General features: G+C 72.5%; 18 protein-coding genes. 6 read left to right on the top strand and 12 right to left on the bottom strand.

Translation table 11 applies throughout. The features are described from left to right. Positions 1–140: 140 nt before the first annotated feature. Both ABZ906_RS36600 and ABZ906_RS36595 read right to left on the bottom strand, forming a co-directional pair. Complete coding sequence (locus ABZ906_RS36600) at positions 141–1067, bottom strand: zinc-binding dehydrogenase (protein WP_361390170.1); 927 nt, start codon at positions 1065–1067, stop codon at positions 141–143. A gap of 58 nt (positions 1068–1125) precedes the next feature. After that, positions 1126–1854: an SDR family NAD(P)-dependent oxidoreductase gene (locus tag ABZ906_RS36595; RefSeq protein ID WP_361390168.1), complete on the bottom strand. Its 729-nt coding sequence runs from the start codon at positions 1852–1854 to the stop codon at positions 1126–1128. Between the two features lie 281 nt (positions 1855–2135). Here ABZ906_RS36595 and ABZ906_RS36590 point away from each other — a divergent pair, with 281 nt between their 5' ends. Next, complete coding sequence (locus tag ABZ906_RS36590) at positions 2136–3245, top strand: phosphotransferase family protein (RefSeq protein WP_361390166.1); 1110 nt, start codon at positions 2136–2138, stop codon at positions 3243–3245. 88 nt (positions 3246–3333) lie between these two features. Here ABZ906_RS36590 and ABZ906_RS36585 read toward each other — a convergent pair whose 3' ends face one another. From ABZ906_RS36585 to ABZ906_RS36570, 4 genes are all read right to left on the bottom strand, one after another. Then, the gene (locus tag ABZ906_RS36585; RefSeq protein ID WP_361196076.1) at positions 3334–3615 is read right to left on the bottom strand and encodes an acyl carrier protein; all 282 of its coding nucleotides are present in this window, start codon (positions 3613–3615) and stop codon (positions 3334–3336) included. 67 nt (positions 3616–3682) lie between these two features. Continuing rightward, positions 3683–4918 carry a ketosynthase chain-length factor gene (locus ABZ906_RS36580; RefSeq protein WP_361390164.1) on the bottom strand — a complete coding sequence of 412 codons (1236 nt, stop codon included), beginning with the start codon at positions 4916–4918 and terminating at the stop codon, positions 3683–3685. Next, positions 4915–6183, bottom strand: a complete 1269-nt coding sequence (locus ABZ906_RS36575) for a beta-ketoacyl-[acyl-carrier-protein] synthase family protein (protein ID WP_361196072.1) — start codon at positions 6181–6183, stop codon at positions 4915–4917. Before ABZ906_RS36575 ends, ABZ906_RS36580 begins: the two co-directional genes overlap by 4 nt. A gap of 110 nt (positions 6184–6293) precedes the next feature. Next, a complete protein-coding gene (locus ABZ906_RS36570; protein WP_361390401.1) occupies positions 6294–7298 on the bottom strand; it encodes an acyltransferase domain-containing protein in 1005 nt (334 codons plus the stop codon). A 479-nt stretch (positions 7299–7777) separates the two neighbouring features. Between ABZ906_RS36570 and ABZ906_RS36565 the strand changes: the two genes are divergently transcribed. Continuing rightward, positions 7778–9259 (top strand): GMC oxidoreductase, encoded by a 1482-nt coding sequence (locus ABZ906_RS36565; protein WP_361390162.1) that lies wholly within the window; start codon positions 7778–7780, stop codon positions 9257–9259. Between the two features lie 70 nt (positions 9260–9329). On the opposite strand, the gene ABZ906_RS36560 is transcribed toward ABZ906_RS36565, so the two are convergent. From ABZ906_RS36560 to ABZ906_RS36540, 5 genes are all read right to left on the bottom strand, one after another. Further along, the gene (locus ABZ906_RS36560; RefSeq protein ID WP_361196068.1) at positions 9330–10403 is read right to left on the bottom strand and encodes an LLM class flavin-dependent oxidoreductase; all 1074 of its coding nucleotides are present in this window, start codon (positions 10401–10403) and stop codon (positions 9330–9332) included. Between the two features lie 43 nt (positions 10404–10446). After that, positions 10447–11217, bottom strand: coding sequence for an SDR family oxidoreductase (locus tag ABZ906_RS36555; protein ID WP_361390160.1), 771 nt, complete (start codon positions 11215–11217; stop codon positions 10447–10449). A 96-nt stretch (positions 11218–11313) separates the two neighbouring features. Next, complete coding sequence (locus ABZ906_RS36550) at positions 11314–11775, bottom strand: nuclear transport factor 2 family protein (protein WP_361196064.1); 462 nt, start codon at positions 11773–11775, stop codon at positions 11314–11316. Positions 11776–11813: 38 nt separating this feature from the next. Further along, positions 11814–12254, bottom strand: coding sequence for a nuclear transport factor 2 family protein (locus ABZ906_RS36545; protein WP_361196062.1), 441 nt, complete (start codon positions 12252–12254; stop codon positions 11814–11816). A gap of 3 nt (positions 12255–12257) precedes the next feature. Then, the gene (locus ABZ906_RS36540; protein WP_229871743.1) at positions 12258–12554 is read right to left on the bottom strand and encodes an antibiotic biosynthesis monooxygenase family protein; all 297 of its coding nucleotides are present in this window, start codon (positions 12552–12554) and stop codon (positions 12258–12260) included. 229 nt (positions 12555–12783) lie between these two features. Here ABZ906_RS36540 and ABZ906_RS36535 point away from each other — a divergent pair, with 229 nt between their 5' ends. The 3 genes from ABZ906_RS36535 (at position 12784) to ABZ906_RS36525 (ending at position 16111) form a co-directional block, all read left to right on the top strand. Then, positions 12784–14430, top strand: a complete 1647-nt coding sequence (locus tag ABZ906_RS36535; protein WP_361390158.1) for an FAD-dependent monooxygenase — start codon at positions 12784–12786, stop codon at positions 14428–14430. Between the two features lie 59 nt (positions 14431–14489). Next, positions 14490–15359 carry an SDR family oxidoreductase gene (locus ABZ906_RS36530; RefSeq protein ID WP_361196058.1) on the top strand — a complete coding sequence of 290 codons (870 nt, stop codon included), beginning with the start codon at positions 14490–14492 and terminating at the stop codon, positions 15357–15359. 104 nt (positions 15360–15463) lie between these two features. Then, positions 15464–16111 (top strand): TetR/AcrR family transcriptional regulator, encoded by a 648-nt coding sequence (locus tag ABZ906_RS36525; protein ID WP_361390156.1) that lies wholly within the window; start codon positions 15464–15466, stop codon positions 16109–16111. Between the two features lie 62 nt (positions 16112–16173). Here the strand turns inward: ABZ906_RS36525 and ABZ906_RS36520 are convergent, their stop codons facing one another. After that, the gene (locus ABZ906_RS36520) at positions 16174–17073 is read right to left on the bottom strand and encodes an AfsR/SARP family transcriptional regulator (protein WP_361196054.1); all 900 of its coding nucleotides are present in this window, start codon (positions 17071–17073) and stop codon (positions 16174–16176) included. A gap of 521 nt (positions 17074–17594) precedes the next feature. Here ABZ906_RS36520 and ABZ906_RS36515 point away from each other — a divergent pair. Beyond that, positions 17595–23075, top strand: a complete 5481-nt coding sequence (locus tag ABZ906_RS36515; protein ID WP_361390154.1) for an SDR family NAD(P)-dependent oxidoreductase — start codon at positions 17595–17597, stop codon at positions 23073–23075. Positions 23076–23098: the final 23 nt, after the last annotated feature.

The following is a 23098-nucleotide window of genomic DNA, read 5'->3' as shown; positions in this document are numbered from 1 at the left end:
GTGCCGGACGTGTACATCCCCCGGTGCGTCCGGCATCGGGCCCCGTCATAAAGCGACCGCCCCGAACCGCGCGATGCGGTCCGGGGCGGTCGCCTTGTGAGCGGGCTGGTTCAGAGCACCAGCGTTCAAAGTCCCAGCGTTCAAAGCACCAGCACAGCCTTGCCGTTGACCCGGCGCTCGCCGACACCGCGCAGGGTGGGCTCCGGGTCCGTCCAGTCGCCGACGAGGGTGACATGGGGGTCCAGGGCGCCTTCGGCGACCAGCCGCAGCAGTACGGCGAGGTCGTTTCCGACAGGCCTGCGCGGCATCTCGTCGAACAGGTGCAGATAGCGGATCCGGACGCCGGGGCGGGCATGCCCCCAGTCGAAGGGCAGGGACAGATCGGAGCGCGTGGTGTTGCCGTAACAGACGACGACGCCACGCGGCTCGACCAGTTGGAACGCGCTGCGGAACACCTCGCCGCCCACGCTGTCCACCAGGACGTGCACCGGCTGCGTCGCCCCGGGGCCCGCGTCGTACGTGGACACGTCACAGGCGCCCAGCTCGCTCAGGCCCTTCGTCCGCTCCGCCGAACCCGCCCAGGCGGCCACCTCGGCGCCCGCGGCCCTGGCCAGCTGGACGGCGATCCGGCCGACACCGCCGCTGGCTCCGGTGACCAGGACCCGGCGGCCCAGGAGCGATCCGGCGTGCCGCATGGCGTACAGGGCGGTGAGCCCGGCCACGGGCAGGGCCGCCGCGTCGGTCCACTCGATGCCGTCCGGGAGCGGGGCGAGCCGGGTGGTCGACAGGGCGACGCGCTCGCTCCAGCCGTCCCGCTCGGCCACGCCCGCCACCCGGGTGCCGGCGGGCGGTCCGCTGCCGTCGGCCGCCGCCTCGACCACGGTGCCCGCCACGTCGAAGCCGAGCCGTGAGCCCGGCGGCAGCATGCCGAGCAGGGACAGATCACCGCGGTTCACCGAGACCGCCCTGACCTCCACTACGGCCTGGTCGGGGCGGGGTTCGGGCTCGGGAACCGCTACCGGCCGCACCCGGGTTCCGCCGTCTGCGGGAGTGGTGAGTGCTTGCACGTGGCTTTCGCCTCCGGGGCTGTCGTCGCGATGGGATGGCAAGAAAGGGGCTGCGCGGTCACCAGCGCACGCCGCCGTCGACCGGCAGCACCGCGCCGTTGACGTAGCTGCTCTCCGCTGAGGCCAGGAACACGGCGGCGCGGGCGACTTCGGCTCCCGTGCCGGCCCGGCCCGTGGCCAGGGTGCCCTGAAGCTTCGGCCAGATCGCCTCGTTGGCCATCAGGTCCCGGCCCTGGCCCTCGTCGATGAAGCCGGGGGAGAGGCAGTTCACCGTGATGCCCTGCGGCGCAAGTTCGAGCGCGCAGACCTCCGTCAGGCGCTCGACGGCCGCCTTGGAGGCGCAGTACGCGGCGGCGCCGGGCATGGCGCGCCGCCCGAGCAGCGAGGACATGGTGATGATCCGGCCCGCCTCGGCGTCCCGGAGATACGGCACCGCTTCCCTGACCGTGTGGAACACGCCCGTCAGGTTGGTGCCGATCACGGCGTCCCAGTGCTCGTCGGAGAGCGCCGACACCGGGCCCGGCCTGCTCACCCCGGCGTTGGCGACCACGATGTGCGGACCGCCGTACCGTTCGTGGGTCGTACGCATCAGGTCGGCGATCGACTGGGGCACGGTGACGTCGGCCTTGACGTGCACGATGCGGCCGCCCCGGTCCGGGGAGTCCGGCGGTACGTCCCTGGCCGCGACGACCACGACGGCGCCCTCGTCGGCAAGCGCCTGCGCGACGGCCCTGCCCAGACCGCGCGTTCCGCCGGTGACCACGGCGGTCCTGCCCTGCAACTGCATTGCTCCTCCTGTGTTCCGGCCGGAAAGAAGGGCCCGCGAAACCGACCCCGCGGAGTCCGGGAGCACGATGCTGCTTTGCCGCGATGGCGAGGCGAGGGAGACCGACTGGAGACGTCCTGCGGTCGGCCGGGGCGACGGCCGCTCCCCAGCGCCGCTGGATTCAGGTGCCAGGAGCCCCGGCGAGACTCGGGCTCCGCCCGCACCGGACGCCGTGGTGCGCAGGCCGTGGTCCGAAGGCCGCCGTCCGGCGTGCCCCTGCCGACCGCTGAAGGAGGAAGTCCGTGCCCGTTCCCGTGCAGCGCGACCCCGAACAGACCCGCCGGGCGTTGGCCGACTGGCTCACGGCCCGCCGGAAGAACCGGTCCGGCGAGGTGAAGGTCGGCCCGGTCCGGGTGCCCGGTGCCGCCGGATTCTCGGGAGAGATCCTGCTCTGCGACGCCGAGTGGACCGAGGACGAGGACGGCACGACCCGCCGCGAACCCCTGGCCGTCCGGGTGGCCCCCACCGGGCACCGCCTCTACTCCGACGACCGCTGGACGGAGCAGGTCAGGCTGCTCGAGATCCTCGACGGCACGGACGTGCCCGTGGCCCCCCTCCTCGGCCATGAACCCGGGTCGTCCGTGCTCGGGGCGCCGTTCCTGGTGATGCGGCGGATCGAGGGCGAGGTGCCCGCGGACTTCCCCTCGTACCACCGCGAGGGCTGGCTCGCCGGCCTGCCGCCGCACAGCCGTCGCGCCGCCTGGCTCGGCGGCATCGAGATGCTCGCCGCGATCCACCGGCTCGACCCGGTCGCGCTCGGCCTCGGCTTCCTCGACCGGCCGCAGTACGGCACCGGCCACCTCACGCAGCAACTGGCCGAGTACACCCGACTCCTGCCGTACTACGGAGCGGACGACAACCGGACCGCGACGGCGGCCCTGGCCTGGCTGTACGACCACCAGCCCGATGAGCCTGGCGCGCCCCGCCTCCTGTGGGGCGACGCGCGGCTCGGCAACATCATCTACGACGGGGAGACACCGGCCGCCGTACTGGACTGGGAGATGGCCGCACTGGGCAGGCCCGAGTCGGACCTGGCCTGGTTCCTGCACCTGGACCGGCACCTGAGCGAGGGCATCGGAGCGGTCCGGCTCACCGGCCTTCCCGACCGCGCCGAGACGGTGCGCCACTACGAGCGGATCACCGGGCACGTCGTACAAGACCTTGAGTATTACGAGGTCTTCGCCGCGTTCCGGTTCTGCGTGCTCACCGCACGGGTGACCCGGCTCCTGGAGGAGAGCGGCATCATGCCGCCCGGCACCGACTTCCCCCTGCACCGCAACGCCACACGGCTGCTGGAACGTGTCCTGGAGGAGAGGGGCGCGCGGTCCGCGGAGGAGACCGTGCCCGGCTGAGAAGAGCCGGGACCGCGCAGACGGGCGGGCGGGGCACACCGCACCAGGTGTGCCCCGCCCGCCCGTCTCCGCTCCCGGCCCGCCGGGATTACGCGGCGGCTGCCGCCAGCGTCCGGTTGACGGCCGTCAGGAACTGCCGCGGCGTGTCGATGCCGTCGAGGTCGTCGTCGCTCAGCTCGACCCCGTAGTCACGGGCTATCCGCCCGGCGGTCTCCAGGAGCGCGAGGGAGTCGTAACCGAGCTCCGTGAAGTCGGAGTCGAGGATGTCGCCGCTCAGGTCGACCGACTCGTCCTCGCCCGCGGACTCCCGCATGATGCGGGTGAGGTCCTCCACGGTCAGTTCGGTCACGGTCGCGTTGGCGTCGCTCATGAGATGTCCTTTCGGCTTTCGGCATGGGGTGTGGAAGGGGTGGTGGGGGCGCGCCGCGCCGTGGGTGTCAGGTGTCCCGGCGTACGACGGCGGCGGCGTTGAACCCGCCCCGCCCGCGCGCCACGACCAGCGCGCAGCGCAGGTCCGCCTCGCGCGGCTCCCCGGTGACGAGGTCGATCGGATGCCCGGCGCCGGGGCGCGACACGTTCGCGGTGTGCGGGATCGCGCCGTCCCGCAGGGCGAGCAGCGCGGTCGCCAGGTCCAGCGACGCACCGCCCGCGAAGAGCCGGCCCGTCATGCTCTTGGGCGCGGTCACCGGGACCCCGCCGGGACCGAACACCTCACCGAGCGCACGGGACTCCGCCCGGTCGAGGTCGGGCACCCCGGCGGCATCCGCGAACACCACGTCCACGTCCTGCGGGGCCGCACCGGCGTCCCGCAACGCCCGCCGGATCGCCCGCACCAGACCCGTGCCCTCCTGCCCCGACGGCAGCGGACCCGGATCGAACGTCGCCGCGTAGCCCGCGACCTCGCCGTAGCTGCGAGCGCCGCGCCGCCGCGCGCTGACGGCGTCCTCCAGCACCAGGAACGCACCGCCCTCGCCCGGCACCTGACCGGAAGCGTCGTCGGCGAAGGGCAGGAACGCGCGGTCCGCGTCGCTTCCGCTGCTCAGCGCGCCGGAGCTGAGGTGCCCGGCGAAGCCGAGCGGGCACAGGGCGCCGTCGACACCGCCGGTGAGCATCGCCGTGGTCCCCTTGCGGATCTGCCGCCGGGCGTTGCCCACCGCGTCGAGCCCGCCGGCCGCGTCGGTCACCACGGTGTTGCTGGAGCCGCGCAGGCCGTGCCGGATGGAGATCTGGCCGGTGTTCACGGCGTAGAACCAGGCGAAGGACTGGTACGCGCTGACGAACCGCCCGCCCTTGCTCCACAGGTTCTGCAGCTCCCGCTGCCCGAACTCGAAGCCGCCCATCGAGGAGGCCGTGGCCACCCCGATGCCGTACGGGTCGAGCTGCCCGGGGTCGAGGGTGCTGTCGCGCAGCGCCTCGTCGGCCGCGTACAGGGAGAGCCGGGTGCTGTGGTCGGTCTGCGGGATGAGCCTGCTCGGGATGTGCTGCTCGGGCTCGAAGTCCGCTACCTCACCCGCCAGTTGGAGCGGATACCCGGCGGCGTCATAGCGGGTCGTCGGGGCGATGCCGCTGCGTCCCGCAAGCGTCGCCGCCCAATAGGCCTCCGTACCCATGCCGTTGGGCGCGGCCACACCGACACCCGTGACCACGGCCCGCACCGTGGAGTCGACGCTCATGCCGCGACCCGCTCGGGACGGGCCAGGACGACGGCGGTCTGGAAGCCGCCGAAACCGCTGCCGACGCTCAGTACGTTGTCGACCTCGGCCTCCCTGGCCTTCAGCGGCACGTAGTCCAGGTCGCAGACCGGGTCCGGTTCGTGGAGGTTGGCGGTCGGCGGGATGAGTCCGTCGCGCATGGCGAGCACGCACGCGACCAGTTCCAGCGCGCCGATCGCGCCGAGGGAGTGCCCGATCATCGACTTCACCGAGCTGACCGGGACGTCGTAGGCGTGCTTGCCCAGCGCCGTCTTGAAGGCGGCGGTCTCATGCCGGTCGTTCTGCTTGGTGCTCGACCCGTGCGCGTTGACGTAGTCGATCGACTCGGGCGCGAGGCGGGCCTCCGCGAGGGCGTGCGTGATGGCGTCGGCCATCTCCGTACCGTCCGAGCGCAGTCCGGTCATATGGTACGCGTTGCAGCGCGTGCCGACCCCGGCGACCTCGGCGTAGATCCGCGCCCCGCGCCGCCTGGCGTGCTCCAGCTCTTCGAGGACGAGCACGGCCGCGCCCTCGCCCAGGACCAGGCCGTTGCGCGTCGCGTCGAACGGGCGCGAGGCGTGCTCCGGGTCGTCGTTGCGCGGCGTGGTCGCCTTGATGGCGTCGAAGCAGGCCAGCGTGATCGGCGAGATCGGGGCGTCGGTGCCGCCGCTGATCACGACGTCCGCGCTGCCCTCGCGGATCAGGTCCGTGGCGTGGCCGATCGCGTCGAGGCCCGACGTGCAGCCGTCCGACACGAGCGCCACGGGGCCCTGCGCCCCCACGAGCCGCGCCAGTTCGACCGCGATGGAGCTCGGCACGAAGTGGTCGTACAGGTGGGGCACGGCGTAGCGGTGGTCGACCAGCCAGTCGGCGCCCTCGTTGCTGAGGACGGTGTACTCGCGTTCCATGCTCGTCGTGCAGCCCACGGCGTTGCCGAGGGACACCCCGACGGTGGCGGGGTCGGCAGCGGGCAGGTCGAGCCCGCTGTCGCTGACGGCCTCGCGTGCGGCGGCGACGGCGAACTGGGTGGCCCGGTCCATGCGCCGGACCTCCTGCCTGCCGAGGCCGGCGGCGAAGGGGTCGAAGTCGCATTCGGCGGCGACCCGGGACCGGTAGGGCGCGGGATCGAAGGACGAGATCGTACGGGTGGCCGTGCGCCCGTTCGAGATCAGCTCCCAGTACTCCTTTGCGCCCGGCTTGCCGGGGGCCACTGCACCGATCCCCGTAATGACGATGCGACGCTCCATGACATCCTCACTCACAGTCGGCGGGGTCCGGTGACCGGCCCCGAGCTGTCACGCTCGCAGTCCTGCCTGGAGGCGGGATGGTGGGCCTCTGGTTGCGTGCTGGGCCTGGCTCAGGGCGCGCTCGCCGGTTCCGGCGACGGCAGCGGGTCATGCGCCAACTGCCCCTCGGACAGCAGCCGTTCGACCGCCGTACGCAGGGTGTTCAGGTCCGACGCGTCGCCCTTGGCGCGCGCGGGCAGCAGCCCAAGGGCCGTGGAGCGGCCGGGGCCCACCACCGGATGCCGCTTGGCCAGGGAGGTGAGCCCAAGGCCCGGCCCGGCTTCGAGCAGCAGCAGCTCGCCGGTGCCGAGCAGCGCGTCAAGCGCGGGACCGAAGAGTACGGGGGCGGCGGGCTGCCCGGCCCAGAACCGCGGGTCGGCGGCCTCGGCCGGGGTCAGCGGCCCTCCCGTGTACGCCGAGACCAGCGGAAGCCGCGGAGCCCGCAGCGGAAGGCGGGTCAGCGCGGGCAGCGCCGCCTGCGCTGCCGGGGCGAGCGCCGGGCTGTGGAACGGGCTGAGGGCGCGGGTCCTGCGGCAGGTGAACCCGGCGGCGCGCAGCCGGGCCTCGGACGCGGTGAGCGGCGCCTCGGAACCGGCGAGGATCACCTGGCGCGGTGCGTTGACGGCGCCGACGACCACGTCGGCGTGCAGGTAGGGCGCCATGTCGGCGGCGGACGCGTGCACGGCGAGCATGCCGCCGGGCGGCGCGGACTCGATGTGCGCCACCCGCTCGGCCATCAGCCCTGCCGCCTCCTCCAGGGTGAAGACACCGGCGAGGGTGGCCGCCGCGACCTCGCCGACGCTGTGGCCGAGCAGGGCCGCGGGCCGCACTCCCCAGTCGAGCACCAGACGGCCGAGCGCCCGGTCGACGGCGAACAGCAGGGGCTGCGCCCGGCGTACGTCGTCCAGGTCCACGGCCGGGGATTCCGAGAGCCAGTCGGCGCGCAGCGCGGCGCCCTCGGCACCCCACACCTCGAACGTCTCGTCCATGAGGCGGCGGAACGGCGGATGGGCGCGGTACAACCCGGCCGCCATGAAAGGCTGTTGGGCTCCCTGGCCGGGGAACAGCAGGGCCACACCGCGTGGTGCGGGATGCGGGGACGGGGGAGTGGTCGGGCGCACGGCTGCCTCCAGAAGACGGGGACGGGGCGGGACGGTACGAGTCGGGGTGGGACGGTTCGGCGCGACAGGTGCAAGAGGCGTGACAGCCGCACCCTCGCACCACGCCCTGGAGGCTCGATCTCGATCCGCGAAGTGCCGCCCCGCGACCCTCGGTGCCGCCCCGCGACTCTCCAGCAGGCCCCCAGCTGCTTCCCGGGCCGGTTTCCCACACTGGGAAGCACGGCCGACGGAACGTGATCCGTCCCCCTCGGCTCAGCGCGCGCGCCCACCGCACACGGCCGCCGGACCACGGTCAACACACCGTCGCCCGGCGGCCGTTGGCGTTACCGGCCGCCTGATCGGCTCTGCAGCGGCTTCACAGTGAGCCTCCATCGCGGTCCGCGATGTTCGACGTGTCCGAAAGGCCGGGACGAATGAGGCAGGGAGGCCGCTCAGTGGAGAGGCAGAAGGATCGCGCCGACGTGGTGATCGTCGGCAGCGGTTATGGAGGTTCGATCGCCGCACTGAGGCTGGCGGAGGCGGGGGTCGACGCCGTCCTGCTCGAGCGGGGACGCCGCTGGCCCGTCGACGACGCGGGCGACACCTTCGCGACCCAGACCGAGCCCGACGGCCGCGCCGCCTGGCTCAGCGAGACATCACCGCTCACCGAAGCGAAACTCGACGTCTACACGGGCGTCCTGGAGTTCGTCGAGGGCAGCGGCATGAACGTCCTCGCCGGTACCGGCGTGGGCGGCGCCTCACTGGCGACCAACGGCACGATGTGCGAGCCCTCGGCCGAACTGTTCCGGCAGACCCTTGGTGATGTCCTCGACCACCGCGAGATGACCGAGCGGTGGTATCCCCAGGCGCGCGAACTGATCGGCTGCGCGCCGATACCGGACGACATCTACCACTCCGAGTTCTACCGGTCGGCCCGCTCGTTCGCCGACCAGCTCGACAAGGCCAACATCCCGTGGGCCAAGGTCGACCTGGCCGTGGACTGGGACGTGGTCCGCGACGAGATGGCGGGGACCCGGGTGCGGTCCCAGATCGACGGCCTGAACGTCTTCGGCGTCAACAGCGGCGCCCAGCGCAGCCTCGACCGCACGATCCTCGCCCGCGCCGAGGCGACCGGGCACATCGACGTACGGCCGCTCAGCGTGGTGACCGCCGTAGAGCCGATCGACGGCGGCGACGGAAGCTCCGGTTACCACGTCGAGTACGAGACGATCGACGAGCGCGGCGAGGTCCTCTCCCGTCACCGGATCACCACCACGCGGCTGATCCTCTCCGCCGGAACCCTGGGCACCAACCGGCTCCTGCTGCGCGCCAAGCAGAGCGGCGCACTGCCCGCCCTGCACGGCGCACTGGGCACCCGCGTCGGCAACAGCGAGGTCATCACGGCCCGTACCGGCATGGCGGAGAACAACCCCCGGCAGGGCGGCCCCGCGGCGATCTTCGCGCAGGACTGGAAGGAGAACCCGCTCGGCCCGGTGTCTCTGCTCAACTTCCCCTGGCCGGACGCCCCGGAGGCGGAAGGCTGGACCACCACCATCGGAGCCGTACCGGCACCGGCGCTCGGCACCTTCCGGTACGACGCCGACAAGGACGACGTCGTCCTGCACTGGCCGGCCGACGACCCGGCCCTGGCCAAGGCACAGTCCGCCATCACCCACACCCTGGACCGCCTCAACGAGGCCAACCCGGGCAGCCGTACGGCGTTCAGCCGCATCGGCACCACCGGCGGCAACGTGGTCGGCGGCGTACCGCTCGGCACGGTGACCGACGACGCGGGGCGGGTGCGCGGCTACCGCGGCCTCTACGTGGTGGACGGTTCGCTGCTGCCCGGCACCGGCGTCCCGCCGGCACTGACCGTGGCCGCCGTCGCGGCACGCGTGACGTCGCTCCTGGTCGAAGACCTGGACCCGTCCAACTGACCCGAGAGCAGGAACGAAAGGGGCTCCCCCGGACGATGTCCGGGGGAGCCCCCTTCTTGCGGTCGCCGGTTCAGGAAGCGGCGGCCGACGTGTCGCGGAAGTTCGGGATGACCTGCTCGGCGAAGAGCCGCACGCTGCGCACGGACTCCTCGTGGGTGGGATTGCCGGAGATCACCTGGAGGCTGACGGAGATGTCGCCGTACCACTCACGGATCGTCCGGAGCCGTTCGGTGACCTCGTCAGGGGTGCCGACCAGGACCTTGTTGTCGGCCAGCGAGCGGTCGAAGTCGGCCCTGGCGATGTTCTCCACGACCTTCTCGTAACCCGCGTACACCTCGCTGCGCCGCTCTCCCCACGCGGCCACCGCGTCCCGCATCACCATGTTGCTGCGCTGCGAGTACTCCTTGCCCTTGGCCCGTGCCTCGGCGGCGTCCTCACTGAGGTAGCAGTTGTAGCTCATGTGGACCTCGCCCTCGCCGGGGTGGCCCGCGTCCGCCCACGCCTTGCGGTAGAGGCCCAGCATGTCCTGCACGACCTCGCGCTTGTTTATGGAGGGGACCATCATCAGGCCGTGGCCGTCACGCCCCGCCTGCTCGCAGGAGGACGGCGTCTTCGCCGTGGCCACCAGGATCGGCGGATGCGGGCGCTGGTAGGGCCGCGGCAGCAGGGTGACGGGGCCGAAGGAGTGGAAGCTGCCGTCCCAGACGACGTCCTCCTCGCTCCACAGCCGCTGACAGGCCCGCAGCCCCTCGTCGAAGCGCGCCCTGCTCTCGTCCATGTCGATTCCGAAGGCGTCGAACTCGTCGGGCAGGAAGGCGCGTCCGAAGCCGACCTGGAGCCGGCCGCGGGAGATGTTGTCGAGCATGGCCAGCTTCCCGGCCAGCTTCAGCGGATGCGTGAACGCCGGGATGACGGCGCCGGTCACCAGCTTGATGCGGCTCGTGCGGGCCGCGGCGGCGGTCAGGAAGGTGACCGGGTCCGGGCTGTAGCCGCCGTACTTGAAGAAGTAGTGCTCCACCGTCTTGACGTGGTCGAAGCCGAGCTCCTCGGCGAGCTCGACCAGGTTCAGGCTCTCCTCGAAGTAATCCGCCGCGTCCTTGTCGTCCGGCCCGACGGTGGGAAAGAAGTTGATGCCGAATTCCATGCTCGCTCCGTAAGTTATGGGCCGGACGGCCCCGGGAGTGTGGTCAGAAGACGACGCTCGCGCCGCCGTCCACGGGCAGGACGAGGCCGGTGGCGAACGACGCCTCGGGGCGGGCCAGGGCGACCATCCACCAGGCCACCTCCTCCGGCTGGCCCACCCGGCCGAGCGGCACCCGGCCGCGCTGCCGTGCGCGCAACTGCGCGATGCCCTCGGGGTCGAGCCCGGCGTGCTCCGCGATCGGTGTGTCGACCGGGCCGGGAGCGATGCCCGCGACCCTGACCCCCTTGGGGGCGAGTTCCAGGGCCCAGGTGCGGGTGAGGAAGTCGAGGGCGGCCTTGGTGGCTCCGTAGACCGAATGGCCGGGCCAGCCCCGCTGGTTGCCGGCCGTGGTGACGTTGATGACCAGGCCCTTGGAGGACTCCAGGGCGGGCAGTGCCTCCTGGGTGAGGAACAGCGGCGCGAGCAGGTTCGTCGCGACCTGGTCGCGGGTGTTGTCCGGGTCGATGCGGCCCAGGGGCGCGGAGCCCATCGTGACGGCGTTGTTGACCAGGACGTCGATGCCGCCGAGTTCACGCTCGGCCGCCGCCGCCACGGCGCGCGGTGTCCGCGGGTCCGAGAGGTCGGCGCCGAAGGGATGGATGGCGCCCGCGTGGCCGCGGGCCGTCTCGGCGAGTACGGCGGTCCTGCGGCCGACCACCATTACCCGGGCGCCTTCGGCGGCGAAGGCGTGCGCGGCGGCCCGGCCGATTCCCGTACCGCCCCCGGTGATCACCACCGCCCGGTCCTGGAGCAGGCCCTGTGCTGGCTCAGTCATGGCTGGGTTTCCTCGCTGCGAATCCTCGCTGGGATGCGCGAGGCCGTGCGGGGACACGCTCCCGGACGGCCTCGCGAAGGGTCAGTGCTCAGGGGGTCAGTACTCGTAGCGCTCGCCGTCGGCGCCGACCGGGGACCACCACAGGTTGGCCTGGGTGTTCCCGTCGGCGAACAGGGCGCTGCGGCCCTCGACGATCCGGCCGTCCTCCCAGCGCAGCACGTGCACGCCCTCGACCTGGAGACGCTCGTACGGAGAGGTCGCGCCCTCCTTGGCGTGCTCGCGGTAGCCGTCGAGGCGGTACACGTCGATCGACACACCGGCCTCCTGGTCGACCAGGACGTCGCCCGTCTCGGAGGAGATGCGGCCGCCGGTGGCGGCCATCAGCTTGCCCATCTTCTCCAGGTAGTCGTCCAGGCCGACGAACCAGCCGGAGTACTGGTGGCTGCCCGGCATCTGGAAGCGCACGTTCTCCGACCAGTACTGGAGAATCTGCTCCCGGTCCCCGGTCACCAGCGACCCGTACGCCGCGGCCACACGTTCGCGTGTCAGCTCGGTCATGCTCACAACCTTCTTTCGTTCGCCGGCTGCCGGCCGGATCAGGTGCCGTCGTGGGTGATGAGGCGGTGCTTGACGCGCCACTGGCCGTCCTGGAGGACCAGTACGTCCTCGCCGGTGGTGCTGAGATAGGTGGTGGCCCGGCCGCCCAGCGGGGTCTCGTAGACCATGGCGTAGTAGCGGGTCAGTACGGTCCCGGCGTCCTGTCGCTCGGTCGCGACCATGCCGAACCAGTGCCGCCGCTGTACGTCCTTGGTGGCCAGGCGGTCCATGCCGGCGCGCATCCGCTCGGCGATGACGGCGCGGCCCGTCCAGGGCTCCGGCTTCACGTTCTGCGCGAAGACCCCGTCCTCGGTGAAGCCGTCGGCCCACTCCTCGGCCTCGCGCTCGTCGAGGAGCTGCATCTGGTGGGCGTAGAACTGCACGATCCGCGCGTACGTCTCACCGTCGACCGGGTTGGTGATCTTGAGGGGTCCGGGCACGGTTCAGGCCTCCCCGACGCCGGACTCGACCAGGTCGGACAGGTGCGGTTCGCCCTTGATGACCGTGCCCAGCGCCTTGAGGCGGTTGCGGAACTCCGGCTCCTTCAGCGCCTGTTCGAACGACGTCTGGTCCTCCCACTCCGCGACGTTGAAGTACACGGACGGGTCGCTCTGCGAGCGGACGAGCTGGTAGCGGATGAGACCGGGACGGGTGCGCATGAACTCGGCGACATGGGCGTAGATGCGTTCCAGGTCCTCGGCCGCTCCGGTGAGTGTCAGCTTGTTGACGAAGACGACCACGACGACTCCTGTGTCTCGAAGGGTGACGGCGGCGCTCGCGCGGGCCGCCGCTTCCACCCTTGACCCGCCCGCTGATGGGCTGTTGGGGCGTCGGTGGAGGAAAGCGCCGCCCACCGGAACCCCACCGGACCTCCAACGGCCGTCCGCAGACTGGGCGCCCGGTCGGCCGGCCTCGTGCTGACGGCGGCCCCGGACGACCCAAGACGACCCAAGCGACCAAGGAGTGGCCGTGTCGGACGAGCACGTACCCGTTCTCATCGTGGGCGGCGGCCTCGCGGGCCTGACCACCGCGCTGTTCCTGTCACTCCACGGAGTCAGGCCGCTGGTGGCGGAGAAGCACCCGGGCACCTCGGTCATCATGAAGGCGCGCGGGCAGTACCCCCACACCATGGAGGCGCTGCGCATCGGCGGTATCGCCGACCGGATCGCCGCCGCGGGTCCCGACGAGGGCACCGGCGAGTTCTACATGGTGGTGGCCGACAGCCTGGCCGGGCCCGTCCTCAAGCGGATCATGACCGAGGGCGAGATGGCGATGCGTCATGTCTCGCCCGAGGACTGGGCGATGGCGGGCCAGGAGCGGACCGAGGTGATCCTCGCCGACCGGGCCAGGGAGCTGGGCGCCGAGCTGTGCTTCGACACCGAACTGGTCTCCCTGACCCAGTCGCCGGACCTGGTCACGGCCGTCCTGAGGGACGTGCGCACCGGCGCCGAGCGGACGGTGACCGCCGACTACGTGGTGGGGGCCGACGGCGCGCACAGCCCCGTGCGGCGGGAACTGGGCATCGGCATGCACGGCCGCGGGAACCTCGGCGAGATCTTCCGGGTGTTCTTCGACGCCGACCTGAGCGAACCGCTGCGTCAGCTGCCCGGCGTCTCCGACGGACGCAAGTTCGCGCTCTTCTGGCTCCAGCAGCCGGCACCCGGCGTCTTCTACACCACCGACATACCCGGCCGTTACGGCTATGTGCTCGGCATGTCGCAGAACCCGCCGGACTTCGGCGCGTTCACCGAGGAGAAGTGCGCCGAACTCGTCCGCACCGGCCTCGGCCTGCCCGACCTGCCGCTGACGGTCGTCGAGACGGGCCGCACCGACATCGTCAGCGAGATCGCCGACCGGTTCAGCGAGGGCCGCGTCCACCTGGCGGGCGACGCGGCCAGACTGGTGCCCGCGCCGGGCGGCCTCGGCGGCAACACCGCGATCACCGACGGCTTCTACCTGGCGTGGAAGCTGGCCATGGTCGTCAAGGGCGAGGCGGGGCCCGGGCTGCTCGACAGCCACGACGCGGAACGCCGTCCGGTCTCCGAGATGATCGGGGAGCAGCAGCTGCGCAACACCGTGGAACGGCTCGCGGGGTACCTCGACGACGGGGCGCTCGCCGCGCCGCTGCCGCCGGTCGTACAGGCCTTCGGTTACCGGTGCGCGGACGGCGCCGTGGTCCGCGAGGCCGACGACGCCGGGGAGCTCCTGGAGGACCCGGCCGCCCCGACCGGCCGACCCGGCTCCCGCGCGCCCTATGTGGCGCTGCCCGAGGGCTCGCCCGCCGCGTCCACCACCGCCCTGTTCGGCCGCTCCTTCGTCCTGCTCACCGGCGAGGGCCCAGGCGAGGGCACGGCGGAAGGCGCGGGCGAGGCGTGGACGGCCGCCGCCGACGCCGTGGCCGACCGGCTCGGCATCACCCTGCCGGTGCACCGGCTCGCGGGCACCGAGTGGGAGAAGAGCTACGGCGTGAGCGGTGCGGGCGCGGTGCTCGTACGGCCCGACCGCTTCATCGCCTGGCGCGCGGGCGACGCGCCCGCGGACACCGACGCCGCGCGCCGCGCCCTGGAGAGCGCCCTGCGCACGGTCCTCGACCGCCCCGACGCGGCGGCCCGCTGACCACCTGCACCCCACCCACCCACCCGCACGCACGCGTACGCACGAACGAGGAGATGACGATGATTCTGGTGACCGGAGCCACGGGAAACGTGGGCGGCAAGGTGCTTTCGCTGCTGCGCGCCGACGGGCACAAGGTGCGGGCGCTCACCCGCGACCCCGGCAAGGCGGCGTTCGCCGGGGGAGCGGACCTGGAGGTGGTCGCCGCCGACCTGGGGCGCCCGGAGACACTGCCGGCCGCCCTCGACGGCGTACAGAAGGTCTTCCTGATGTCGCTCGGCGCCAACAAGGCGACCCACGACGCGCATCTGGTGGCCGCCGCGCGTGAGGCGGGCGTCGAGCACATCGTGCAGCTGTCCACCCTCGGCGTGGACATGGCCGAGGACCCCAAGGCCAACCCGCTGGGCCACTGGCACCGCATCGCCGAGGACGCGCTGAAGGACTCCGGGGTGCCGTGGACGATCCTGCGGCCGAACGGCTTCATGAGCATGAACCTCGGCTGGGCCGCGTCGGTCAAGGCCGAGGGCGTCGCCCGCGGGCCGCTCGCGGACGTGCCGGAGGCGATCGTCGACCCCCGGGACATCGCCGAGGTCGCGGTGCGGGCGCTCACCGAGGAGGGCCACGAGGGCCAGGTGTACGAACTGACCGGACCGCAGGCGCTGACCGGCCGCGAGCAGCTCGCCGTGGTCGGTTCGCTGCTCGGGCGCGACCTGCGCTTCGAGACGGTGCCGCTGGCCGCGCACCGCGAGATGATGCTGCGCCACTTCTCCGAGGAGACCGTGAACGGGGTGATCACGACCCTGGAGGAGGCCATCGAGCACGGCAGCGAACTGCACGGCCGCCTCTCGCCCGACATCCGCCAGGTCCTGGGCCGAGCCCCCCGCTCCTTCGCCACCTGGGCCCACGACCACCTGGACTTCTACCGGGCCTGATCACCCGCTCACCCCGCCCGCGCGGGCCTGCGCGCCGCGCGGGTGGGGTAGGAACTGGCACACTCTGTACCGAACAGCAGATCAACGAACCACGGGGAGTTGCCATGTCCACGCAGGCCGACGCCGCAGGACGCAGCCCGCGGGCGCCGGGGCGCGGCATGGACCCGCGGGCGGCCCGCAGCCGGGCCGCCGCCCTCGCCGCCGCCCAGGAACTGCTCGTCGAACAGGGGTGGTCCGCGGTCACCCATGTCGCCGTCGCCGCACGCAGCGGCGTGGGCCGCACCACCCTGTACCGCCACTGGCCCGACTCCCCGTCCCTCATCTACGAGGCCATCGCCCAGCGCATCGCGAACGCCCGCCCCACCCGCACGGGCGTCCTGCGCGACGACCTGATCGGCCAGCTCAACGGATTGCGGGCCCTGCTGCACGACCCGGTGGGGGAGCGCGGCATGCGGGTGGTCATCGAACGCGCCGGTGTGGACCCGACGTTCGCCGAGCTCAAGGAGTCGCTGTACCAGGCGGGCTCCGGAGGATTCCGAGCCATCGTCGAACTGGCCAAGGAGAACGGCGAACTGCCCGCGGAGCTGGATACGGAGCTGGCCATCGACCAGCTCGCGGGCCCGCTGATGTTCCGCAGGCTGCTCGCGGAACGCACCTTCGGCGCGGAGTACGTGCACGCCGTCGCCGACGCGTTCCTCGACGCCAACCCGCCGCCCCGGCGCGGGCAGGCGGGCGGCAGCAAGAAGGGCTGAGGCGCCGCCCCGGACAGGGGGCGCCGCCTCAGCCTCGTAACGAGCCGTACCGTGCTGTGCGGTCAGCGCCGCACCAGCTGCTCCTGACGCCCGGCGGGAGCCCCCGCGGTCACCAGATCGCGACCCGCGGGCACCAGCGGCCCGTTCGGCGCGCCGGGCTCGGCGGCCAGCACGGCGTCGGTGTGCGCCAGGAGATCGAGCGCGGGGTCACCCGCCAGGATCGCCTGGTGCAGCCTGCGCACCCGCGGCGAGGGATCGAGACCGAGCTCCTCGCGCAGCACGGTGCTCAACCGCCGCAGCACCTCAAGGGCCTGCGTACGGCGGCCGGTGCGGTGCAGCGCGAGCATGAACTGGGCGTGCAGGCTCTCGTGCATCGGGTACTTGGCCGTGAGCCGGCTCAACTCACCGAGCAGCTCCTGGTGCCGCCCCAGGCGCAGATCCGCGGCGATGCGCTGCTCCTGCACGCTCGTGCGCTCCTCCTCCAGGCCCACGAGATGGGCCCGCAGAACAGGACCGCGCTGTACGTCGGAGAGCGCCGCGCCCTGCCAGAGCAGCAGGGCCTCGGAGAGACGGGCCGAAGCCCGTACGTCGTCGTGGTGGAGCGCCGAACGGCCCTCGCGCACCAGGGACCAGAAGCGGTTGGTGTCGAGTTCGTCGCTGCGCACCGCGAGGAGATAGCCGCCGTCACGGGTCTCCAGGATGAGGCGCGCGGCCTGGAGACTCCCGATCCGCGGCACCCGCCGCAGACTGCGCCGCAGCTGGAGTATGTACGACTGGAGGGTGGAGAGCGCGCTGTTGGGAGGGGAGTTCTCCCACAGCTCTTCTATGCACGTGTTGGTGGAAACGACCTGGTTCGCGTTGAGGAGCAGCAGGGTGAGCAGCTGTCGCTGCTTCGGCGCCGTCGGGGTGTAGGACTCGCCGCGCTCGTTCATGCGCAGGGGTCCAAGTACGGAGAATTCCACGTCGGTCTCGCACACCTTCCCGGAGAGTGACAAGAGTTGTGATGCCGCGCTCGGCGGGGTGGTCAGCGAACCATTTCCTTCGGCGACGCACGGAAGGGCGCACGGAAGTACGGACCCTGCGACGGCCACCGCCCCGCACCCGACGCCACACTCACCACGGACTCCCCCGCATACTGCAGATCCATGATCCGAATACCCCCTGTGTTGTGCGGCGCGAAATCGCCGAATTCGAATGAAGATTAATCGGGCGTGCACATCTGCCGTCAACCGGCGGCTCACATGCCCCGAACACCCCCGCTGGTACGTGCCCTGACCTGCGGTCGTCGCCCTTTCGCGCGAGGGGCACTCAGCGGTAACGAACTGCTCTCCGTGCCGTCCAAGCCAGCAATTACCGGGTCGTGACTAAGCCCCGTTTAGGCTTTGCGCGATTGTGGTTCCGCTGAAATTAACCGCCCCACGATTCACTGCCCGTCTCTTTGCCCACCTCGCCTGTACGCATGACTTTTGGAGCGGTTGGACCGATGGCTGACGAGAAGGAACTGCGGGAGTACCTCAAGCGCGCGATAACGGAGGCGCGCGACGCCCGGCGGCGGCTTCGCGAGGTGGAGGACCGGGCGAGCGAGCCGATCGCGATCGTGGGGATGGCGTGCCGGTATCCGGGCGGGGTGAGCAGCCCGCAGGGTTTGTGGGACCTCCTCGACGGCGGGGTGGACGCGATCTCCCCGTTCCCGGCCGACCGGGGCTGGGACGAGAACGTCTACGACCCGGACCCGGACCGCGCGGGCAAGTCGTACGTGCGCGAGGGCGGGTTCCTGGAGGATGCCGCCGCGTTCGAGCCGGAGTTCTTCGGGATGTCACCGCGTGAGGCGCTCGCGGCGGACCCGCAGCAGCGGCTGCTCCTCGAAACGGCGTGGGAGGCGATGGAGAGCGCGGGCGTGGTGCCGGCCGCCCTGCGCGGCAGCCGCACCGGAGTCTTCGCCGGGCTGATGTACCAGGGCTTCGCCGCGAGCATCCTCGACGACGTCCCCGTCGACGTCCAGGGCTATGTAGCGGGAGGCGCGTCCAGCAGCATCGCCGTGGGCCGCGTGTCGTACACGTTCGGCTTCGAGGGCCCCGCGGTGGCGGTGGACACGGCGTGCTCGTCGTCGCTGGTGGGCATTCACCTGGCGGCGACGGCGCTGCGCCAGGGGGAGTGCGACCTGGCCCTTGCCGGAGGCGTGACGGTGATGGCCACGCCGACCTCGTTCGTGGAGTTCTCCCGGCAGCGGGCGCTTTCGCCTTCGGGCCGGTGCAAGTCGTTCGCGGCGGAGGCGGACGGCACGGTGTGGGGCGAGGGCGCGGGTCTGGTGCTCCTTGAGCGGTTGTCGGATGCGCGGCGCAATGGTCATCGGGTGCTTGCGGTGGTGCGGGGTTCGGCGGTGAATCAGGACGGTGCGTCGAATGGTCTGACGGCGCCCAATGGTCCGTCTCAGGAGCGGGTGATCCGGGAGGCGTTGGGGAGTGCGGGGCTGTCGTACGCGGATGTGGACGCGGTTGAGGCGCACGGAACGGGGACGCGGCTCGGTGACCCGATCGAGGCGCAGGCCCTCCTTGCCACGTACGGGCAGGAGCGGCCGGAGGGTCGCCCGCTGTATCTGGGCTCGCTGAAGTCGAACATCGGGCACAGCCAGGCCGCCGCGGGCGTCGGCGGCGTGATCAAGATGGTGGAGGCGATGCGGCGCGGGGTGCTGCCCAAGACGCTGCACGTCGACGCGCCGTCCCCGCAGGTCGACTGGGACTTCGGCGCGGTGGAACTGCTCACCGAAGCCACCCCCTGGCCGGTGACCGAGGAGCGGCCGCGCCGTGCGGGTGTCTCCTCGTTCGGCATCGGCGGCACGAACGCCCACGTGATCGTGGAGGAGGCCCCCGAGGCACCTGAGGCCCCCGAGGCACCTGAGACCGCTCAGCCGGAGCCGCAGGTCTCCGCCGCCGCAGGCCTCTCGGTGGTGCCGTGGGTGGTCTCGGGGCGCTCGACGGAAGGCGTCCGGGGTCAGGCGGCGCGGCTGCTCGCGGCCGTGCAGGCAGAGGAGGGAGCCCCCGAGCCCCGGGACGTGGCCTGGTCCCTGGTGTCGGAGCGGTCCGTGCTGGACACCGCCGCGGTGGTGGTCGGCGGCACCCGGGCGGAGTTGGTGCGCGGCCTGACGGCACTGGCATCGGGCGCGGCGGACGCCGCGGTGACGGCGGCGGAGCCGACGCGCTCACGCAACGCGGCGGACCTCGCCTTCGTGTTCACGGGGCAGGGCGCCCAGCGGCTCGGCATGGGCCGGGAGCTGTACGAGTCGGTTCCCGAGTTCGCCGCGGCCTTCGACGAGGTGTGCGAGGCAGTCGACGCGCACCTCGAACGGCCTTTGAAGGACGTGGTGTTCGCCGACGAGGGATCGGAGCAGGCCCGGCTCCTCGACCGGACGGAGTTCACGCAGCCCGCGCTGTTCGCGGTCGAGGTGGCGCTGTTCCGGCTCCTGGAGCGGTTCGGAGTGGTGCCCGACTTCGTGGCCGGTCACTCGGTGGGCGAGGTGGCGGCGGCGCACGCGGCGGGCGTGCTCTCGCTGGCGGACGCGGCCCAACTCGTCGTGGCACGCGGCAGGTTGATGGGTTCGGCGCGTGACGGTGGGGCGATGCTCGCCGTCCAGGCCGACCCGGAGAAGGTCGCGGGAGACCTTGCCGGGCTGACGGGCAAGGTGTCCCTCGCGGCGGTCAACGGGCCGGACAACGTGGTGGTGTCCGGCGACACGGAGGTCGTCGAGGACCTTGAGGCGCGCTGGCGCGCGGAGGGCCGGCGGGTGCGGCGACTGCGCGTGAGCCACGCGTTCCACTCGCCGCACATGGACGGCGTACTCGACGAGTTCGAGCAGATCGTCACCGGCCTGTCCCTCCGGGCGCCGCGGATTCCGCTGGTGTCGACGGTGACCGGAAAGGTGCTGTCCGGGCAGGAGGCGTGCTCGCCGCGGTACTGGGTGCGGCAACTGCGCGAGGCGGTGCGGTTCTTCGACGCGGTGCGCTGCCTGGAACAGGAGGGCGCCGCCGACTTCGTCGAACTCGGCCCCGACGGGGTGCTCAGCGCCCTGGTCTCGGCCGGGGCTGAACGGAACCCCGCTCTGGTGGCGCCGGTGCTGCGGGCCGACCGGTCGGAACAGGAGACGCTGGCCGCGCTCCTCGGCCGGCTGTACGCCCGCGGGCGGCAGGTGGAGTGGACGCGGGTGCTGGCGGGCGCGGTGCGCGTTGACCTGCCGACGTATGCCTTCCAGCGCAAGCGGTACTGGCTGGAGGGGCGCTCCGGGACCGGCGACGCGGCCGGTCTCGGCCTCACCGGCGCCGGGCATCCGCTCCTCGGCGCCGCCGTGCAGGTCGCAGACCGGGACGAGGTCCTGCTCACCGGACGCATATCCCGGCGCACCCACCCCTGGCTGACCGAACACACCGTCCTCGACACCGGCGCACTGCCCGCAGCGCTGTTCGTCGAGCTCGCCGTCCGCGCGGGCGACGAGACGGGCTGCACGGTCCTAGAGGAACTGACCCTCGCCGCACCGCTGCTCCTCCCACGGACCGGCGGGCTGCAGCTCCAGGTCCGCGTCGGCGCGCCCGACGACACCGGCCGCCGCACCCTCACCGTCCACGCCCGGCCCGACACCGAAGACCCCGACTCCTCCGGCCCGTGGATCGCCTGCGCCCAAGGCCTCCTCGCGGCCGACGGTCAGGCGGCGGCCCCGAGCGGCCACGAGGGCAAGACAACCGAAGTGCGCCTCCCGGAAGAGCTCCTTGCGGAGGCCACGACCTACGGCCTGCACCCCGCCCTCCTCGACGCGGCCCTGTCCGCGATCCCGGCGATCCCGGCGACCTCGGCACCCGACGGCGCGGAAGGCATCGCCGTGCCCGCCGTCTGGCGTGACGTACGGCTGCACGCCGTGGGCGCCGACACCGTAGGAGTACGTGCCACCCGCCTCGACGACGACTCCGTGACCCTGGAGCTCCTGGACCCCGAGGGACGGCCGGTGCTCGGCGTCGGATCGCTCGGTTACCGGGTCGTTCCCGAGAAGGAGTTCGGCACGACCACCCCGCGCGGCGACGGCCTGTCCACGATCGAATGGATCCCTTACGAGGCCACCCCCGGGCCCGCGGCCCGCTGGGCGGCGATCGCCGCCGACGTGCCCGGCATCCCCCGCTTCGACGACCTCGCCGCGGCCGCGAGGGCGGTTGCGTCAAGCGGGTCGGGCGGGTCGGGCGAGGCGGGTGAGTCGGGCGAGGCGCCCTTCGACCTGCTGCTCGTGCCGTGGCCGTCGACCGGCGACGTGCACGAGGGAACCCAACGGGCGCTCTCCTTCGTGCGGGAACTCCTTGCCGCCGACGCACTCCAGGGCACCCCGGTCGTGGTCCTCTCCCGCGACGCGGTCGTCACGGGCGACGACGACGCCACGCGCCTCGACCTGGAAGCGGCGGCGGTACGCGGTCTGCTGCGCACGGCGGGCGCCGAGGGCGCGGGCAGCCTCGTACTGGCCGATACGGACACGGACACCCCGCCCCTTGACCTGCTGGCGTCCGCCGCGCGATCCGGGGAGTCCGAACCGGCGGTGCGCGCCGGACGGATCCACGTGCCCCGGCTGCGCCCGGTCCCGGCGGACGATCCGGCCGGACAGCCGTGGAAGACGGACGGCACGGTCCTGGTGACCGGCGGCACCGGCACCCTCGGCGCCGTCCTCGCCCGGCATCTGGTGGCAGAACACGGCGTCCGGGATCTGCTGCTGGTCGGCCGCCGAGGCGCCGAGGCGCCGGGAGCCTGTGAACTGGCCGCAGAACTAGGCGAGTTAGGCGCCCGGGTGTCCCTGGTCGCATGCGACGCGGCAGACCGGCAGGCGCTGGCCGCGGTCCTGGACGCGATCCCCGAAGACCGTCCGCTGACCGCCGTGGTGCACGCGGCCGCCGTCCTCGACGACGGTGTGCTGTCCGCGATGACGACGCAGCAGATCGACCGGGTCCTGCGACCGAAGACCGACGCGGCCCGGAACCTGCACGAGCTCACCCGCGACCTCGACCTCACCGCCTTCGTCCTCTGCTCCTCGTCCGCCGGTACGTTCGGCGGCCCCGGCAGGGCGAACACCGCGGCGGCCGACGCGTACCTCGAAGGACTCGCCCGCCACCGGAAGGCGCTCGGACTGCCCGCCACCGCCGTGGCCTGGGCCACCTGGGAACACCCCGGCGCGGCGCGGCGCTCCGGACTCGACCTGCTCAAGCCGCTCACCGCGGACCAGGGCCTCGGCCTCTTCGACCGGGCACTCGCACTAGGCGGCGACGCGAGCGGCGCCGCCGCGGTGATCGCGGGCGTCGTGGACCGGGCCGCGCTGCGCGCCCACGAGGCCGTGCCGCCCGCGCTGCGCGACCTGGCCACAGGCCCCGCCCGCCGGACCGCGCACAGCGCGGCCGACCCGGGCGGCGCCACACTCGCCGACCGGCTCGCGGACCTGGACGAGGCGGAACGCGGCGCACTCGTCCTGGATCTGGTCAGGACGGAGGCGGCGGCCGTGACGGGGCAGCCTGACCTGCACGCGATCATCGCTGACCAGGCGTTCCAGGAAATGGGGTTCGACTCCCTCGCGGCCGTGCAGCTGCGCAACCGTCTGACGGCCGCGACCGCAATCGGCCTTCCGGCCACCCTGATCTTCGACCACCCGACCCCGCGCGACATCGCGGGTCACGTGCTCGCACGCCTCGGCCCCGCCGAAGTCGACGTATCCACGCTTGTCCTGTCCGAACTCGACCGCCTCGACACCATGCTCGCCGCGGTCTCTGAGGACGAGCGGCACCGGCAGATGGTCCGGCGGCGCCTCCAGAGCATGGCGTCCAGGCTCGACGCCCCGGCGCAGGCGACCGCACAGGCCGACGATCCGGCCCCGGCGGACCGGATCGAGTCCGCGTCGGTGGACGAACTGTTCGCCCTCATCGACACGGAACTCTCCGGCCCCGCCGACTGACCTCCCGGCCGCCCGGCCCGTCA

The organism is Streptomyces sp. NPDC046925 (assembly GCF_040644915.1).
Classification (GTDB): domain Bacteria; phylum Actinomycetota; class Actinomycetes; order Streptomycetales; family Streptomycetaceae; genus Streptomyces.
This window is presented reverse-complemented; position numbering and strand designations above follow the sequence as displayed.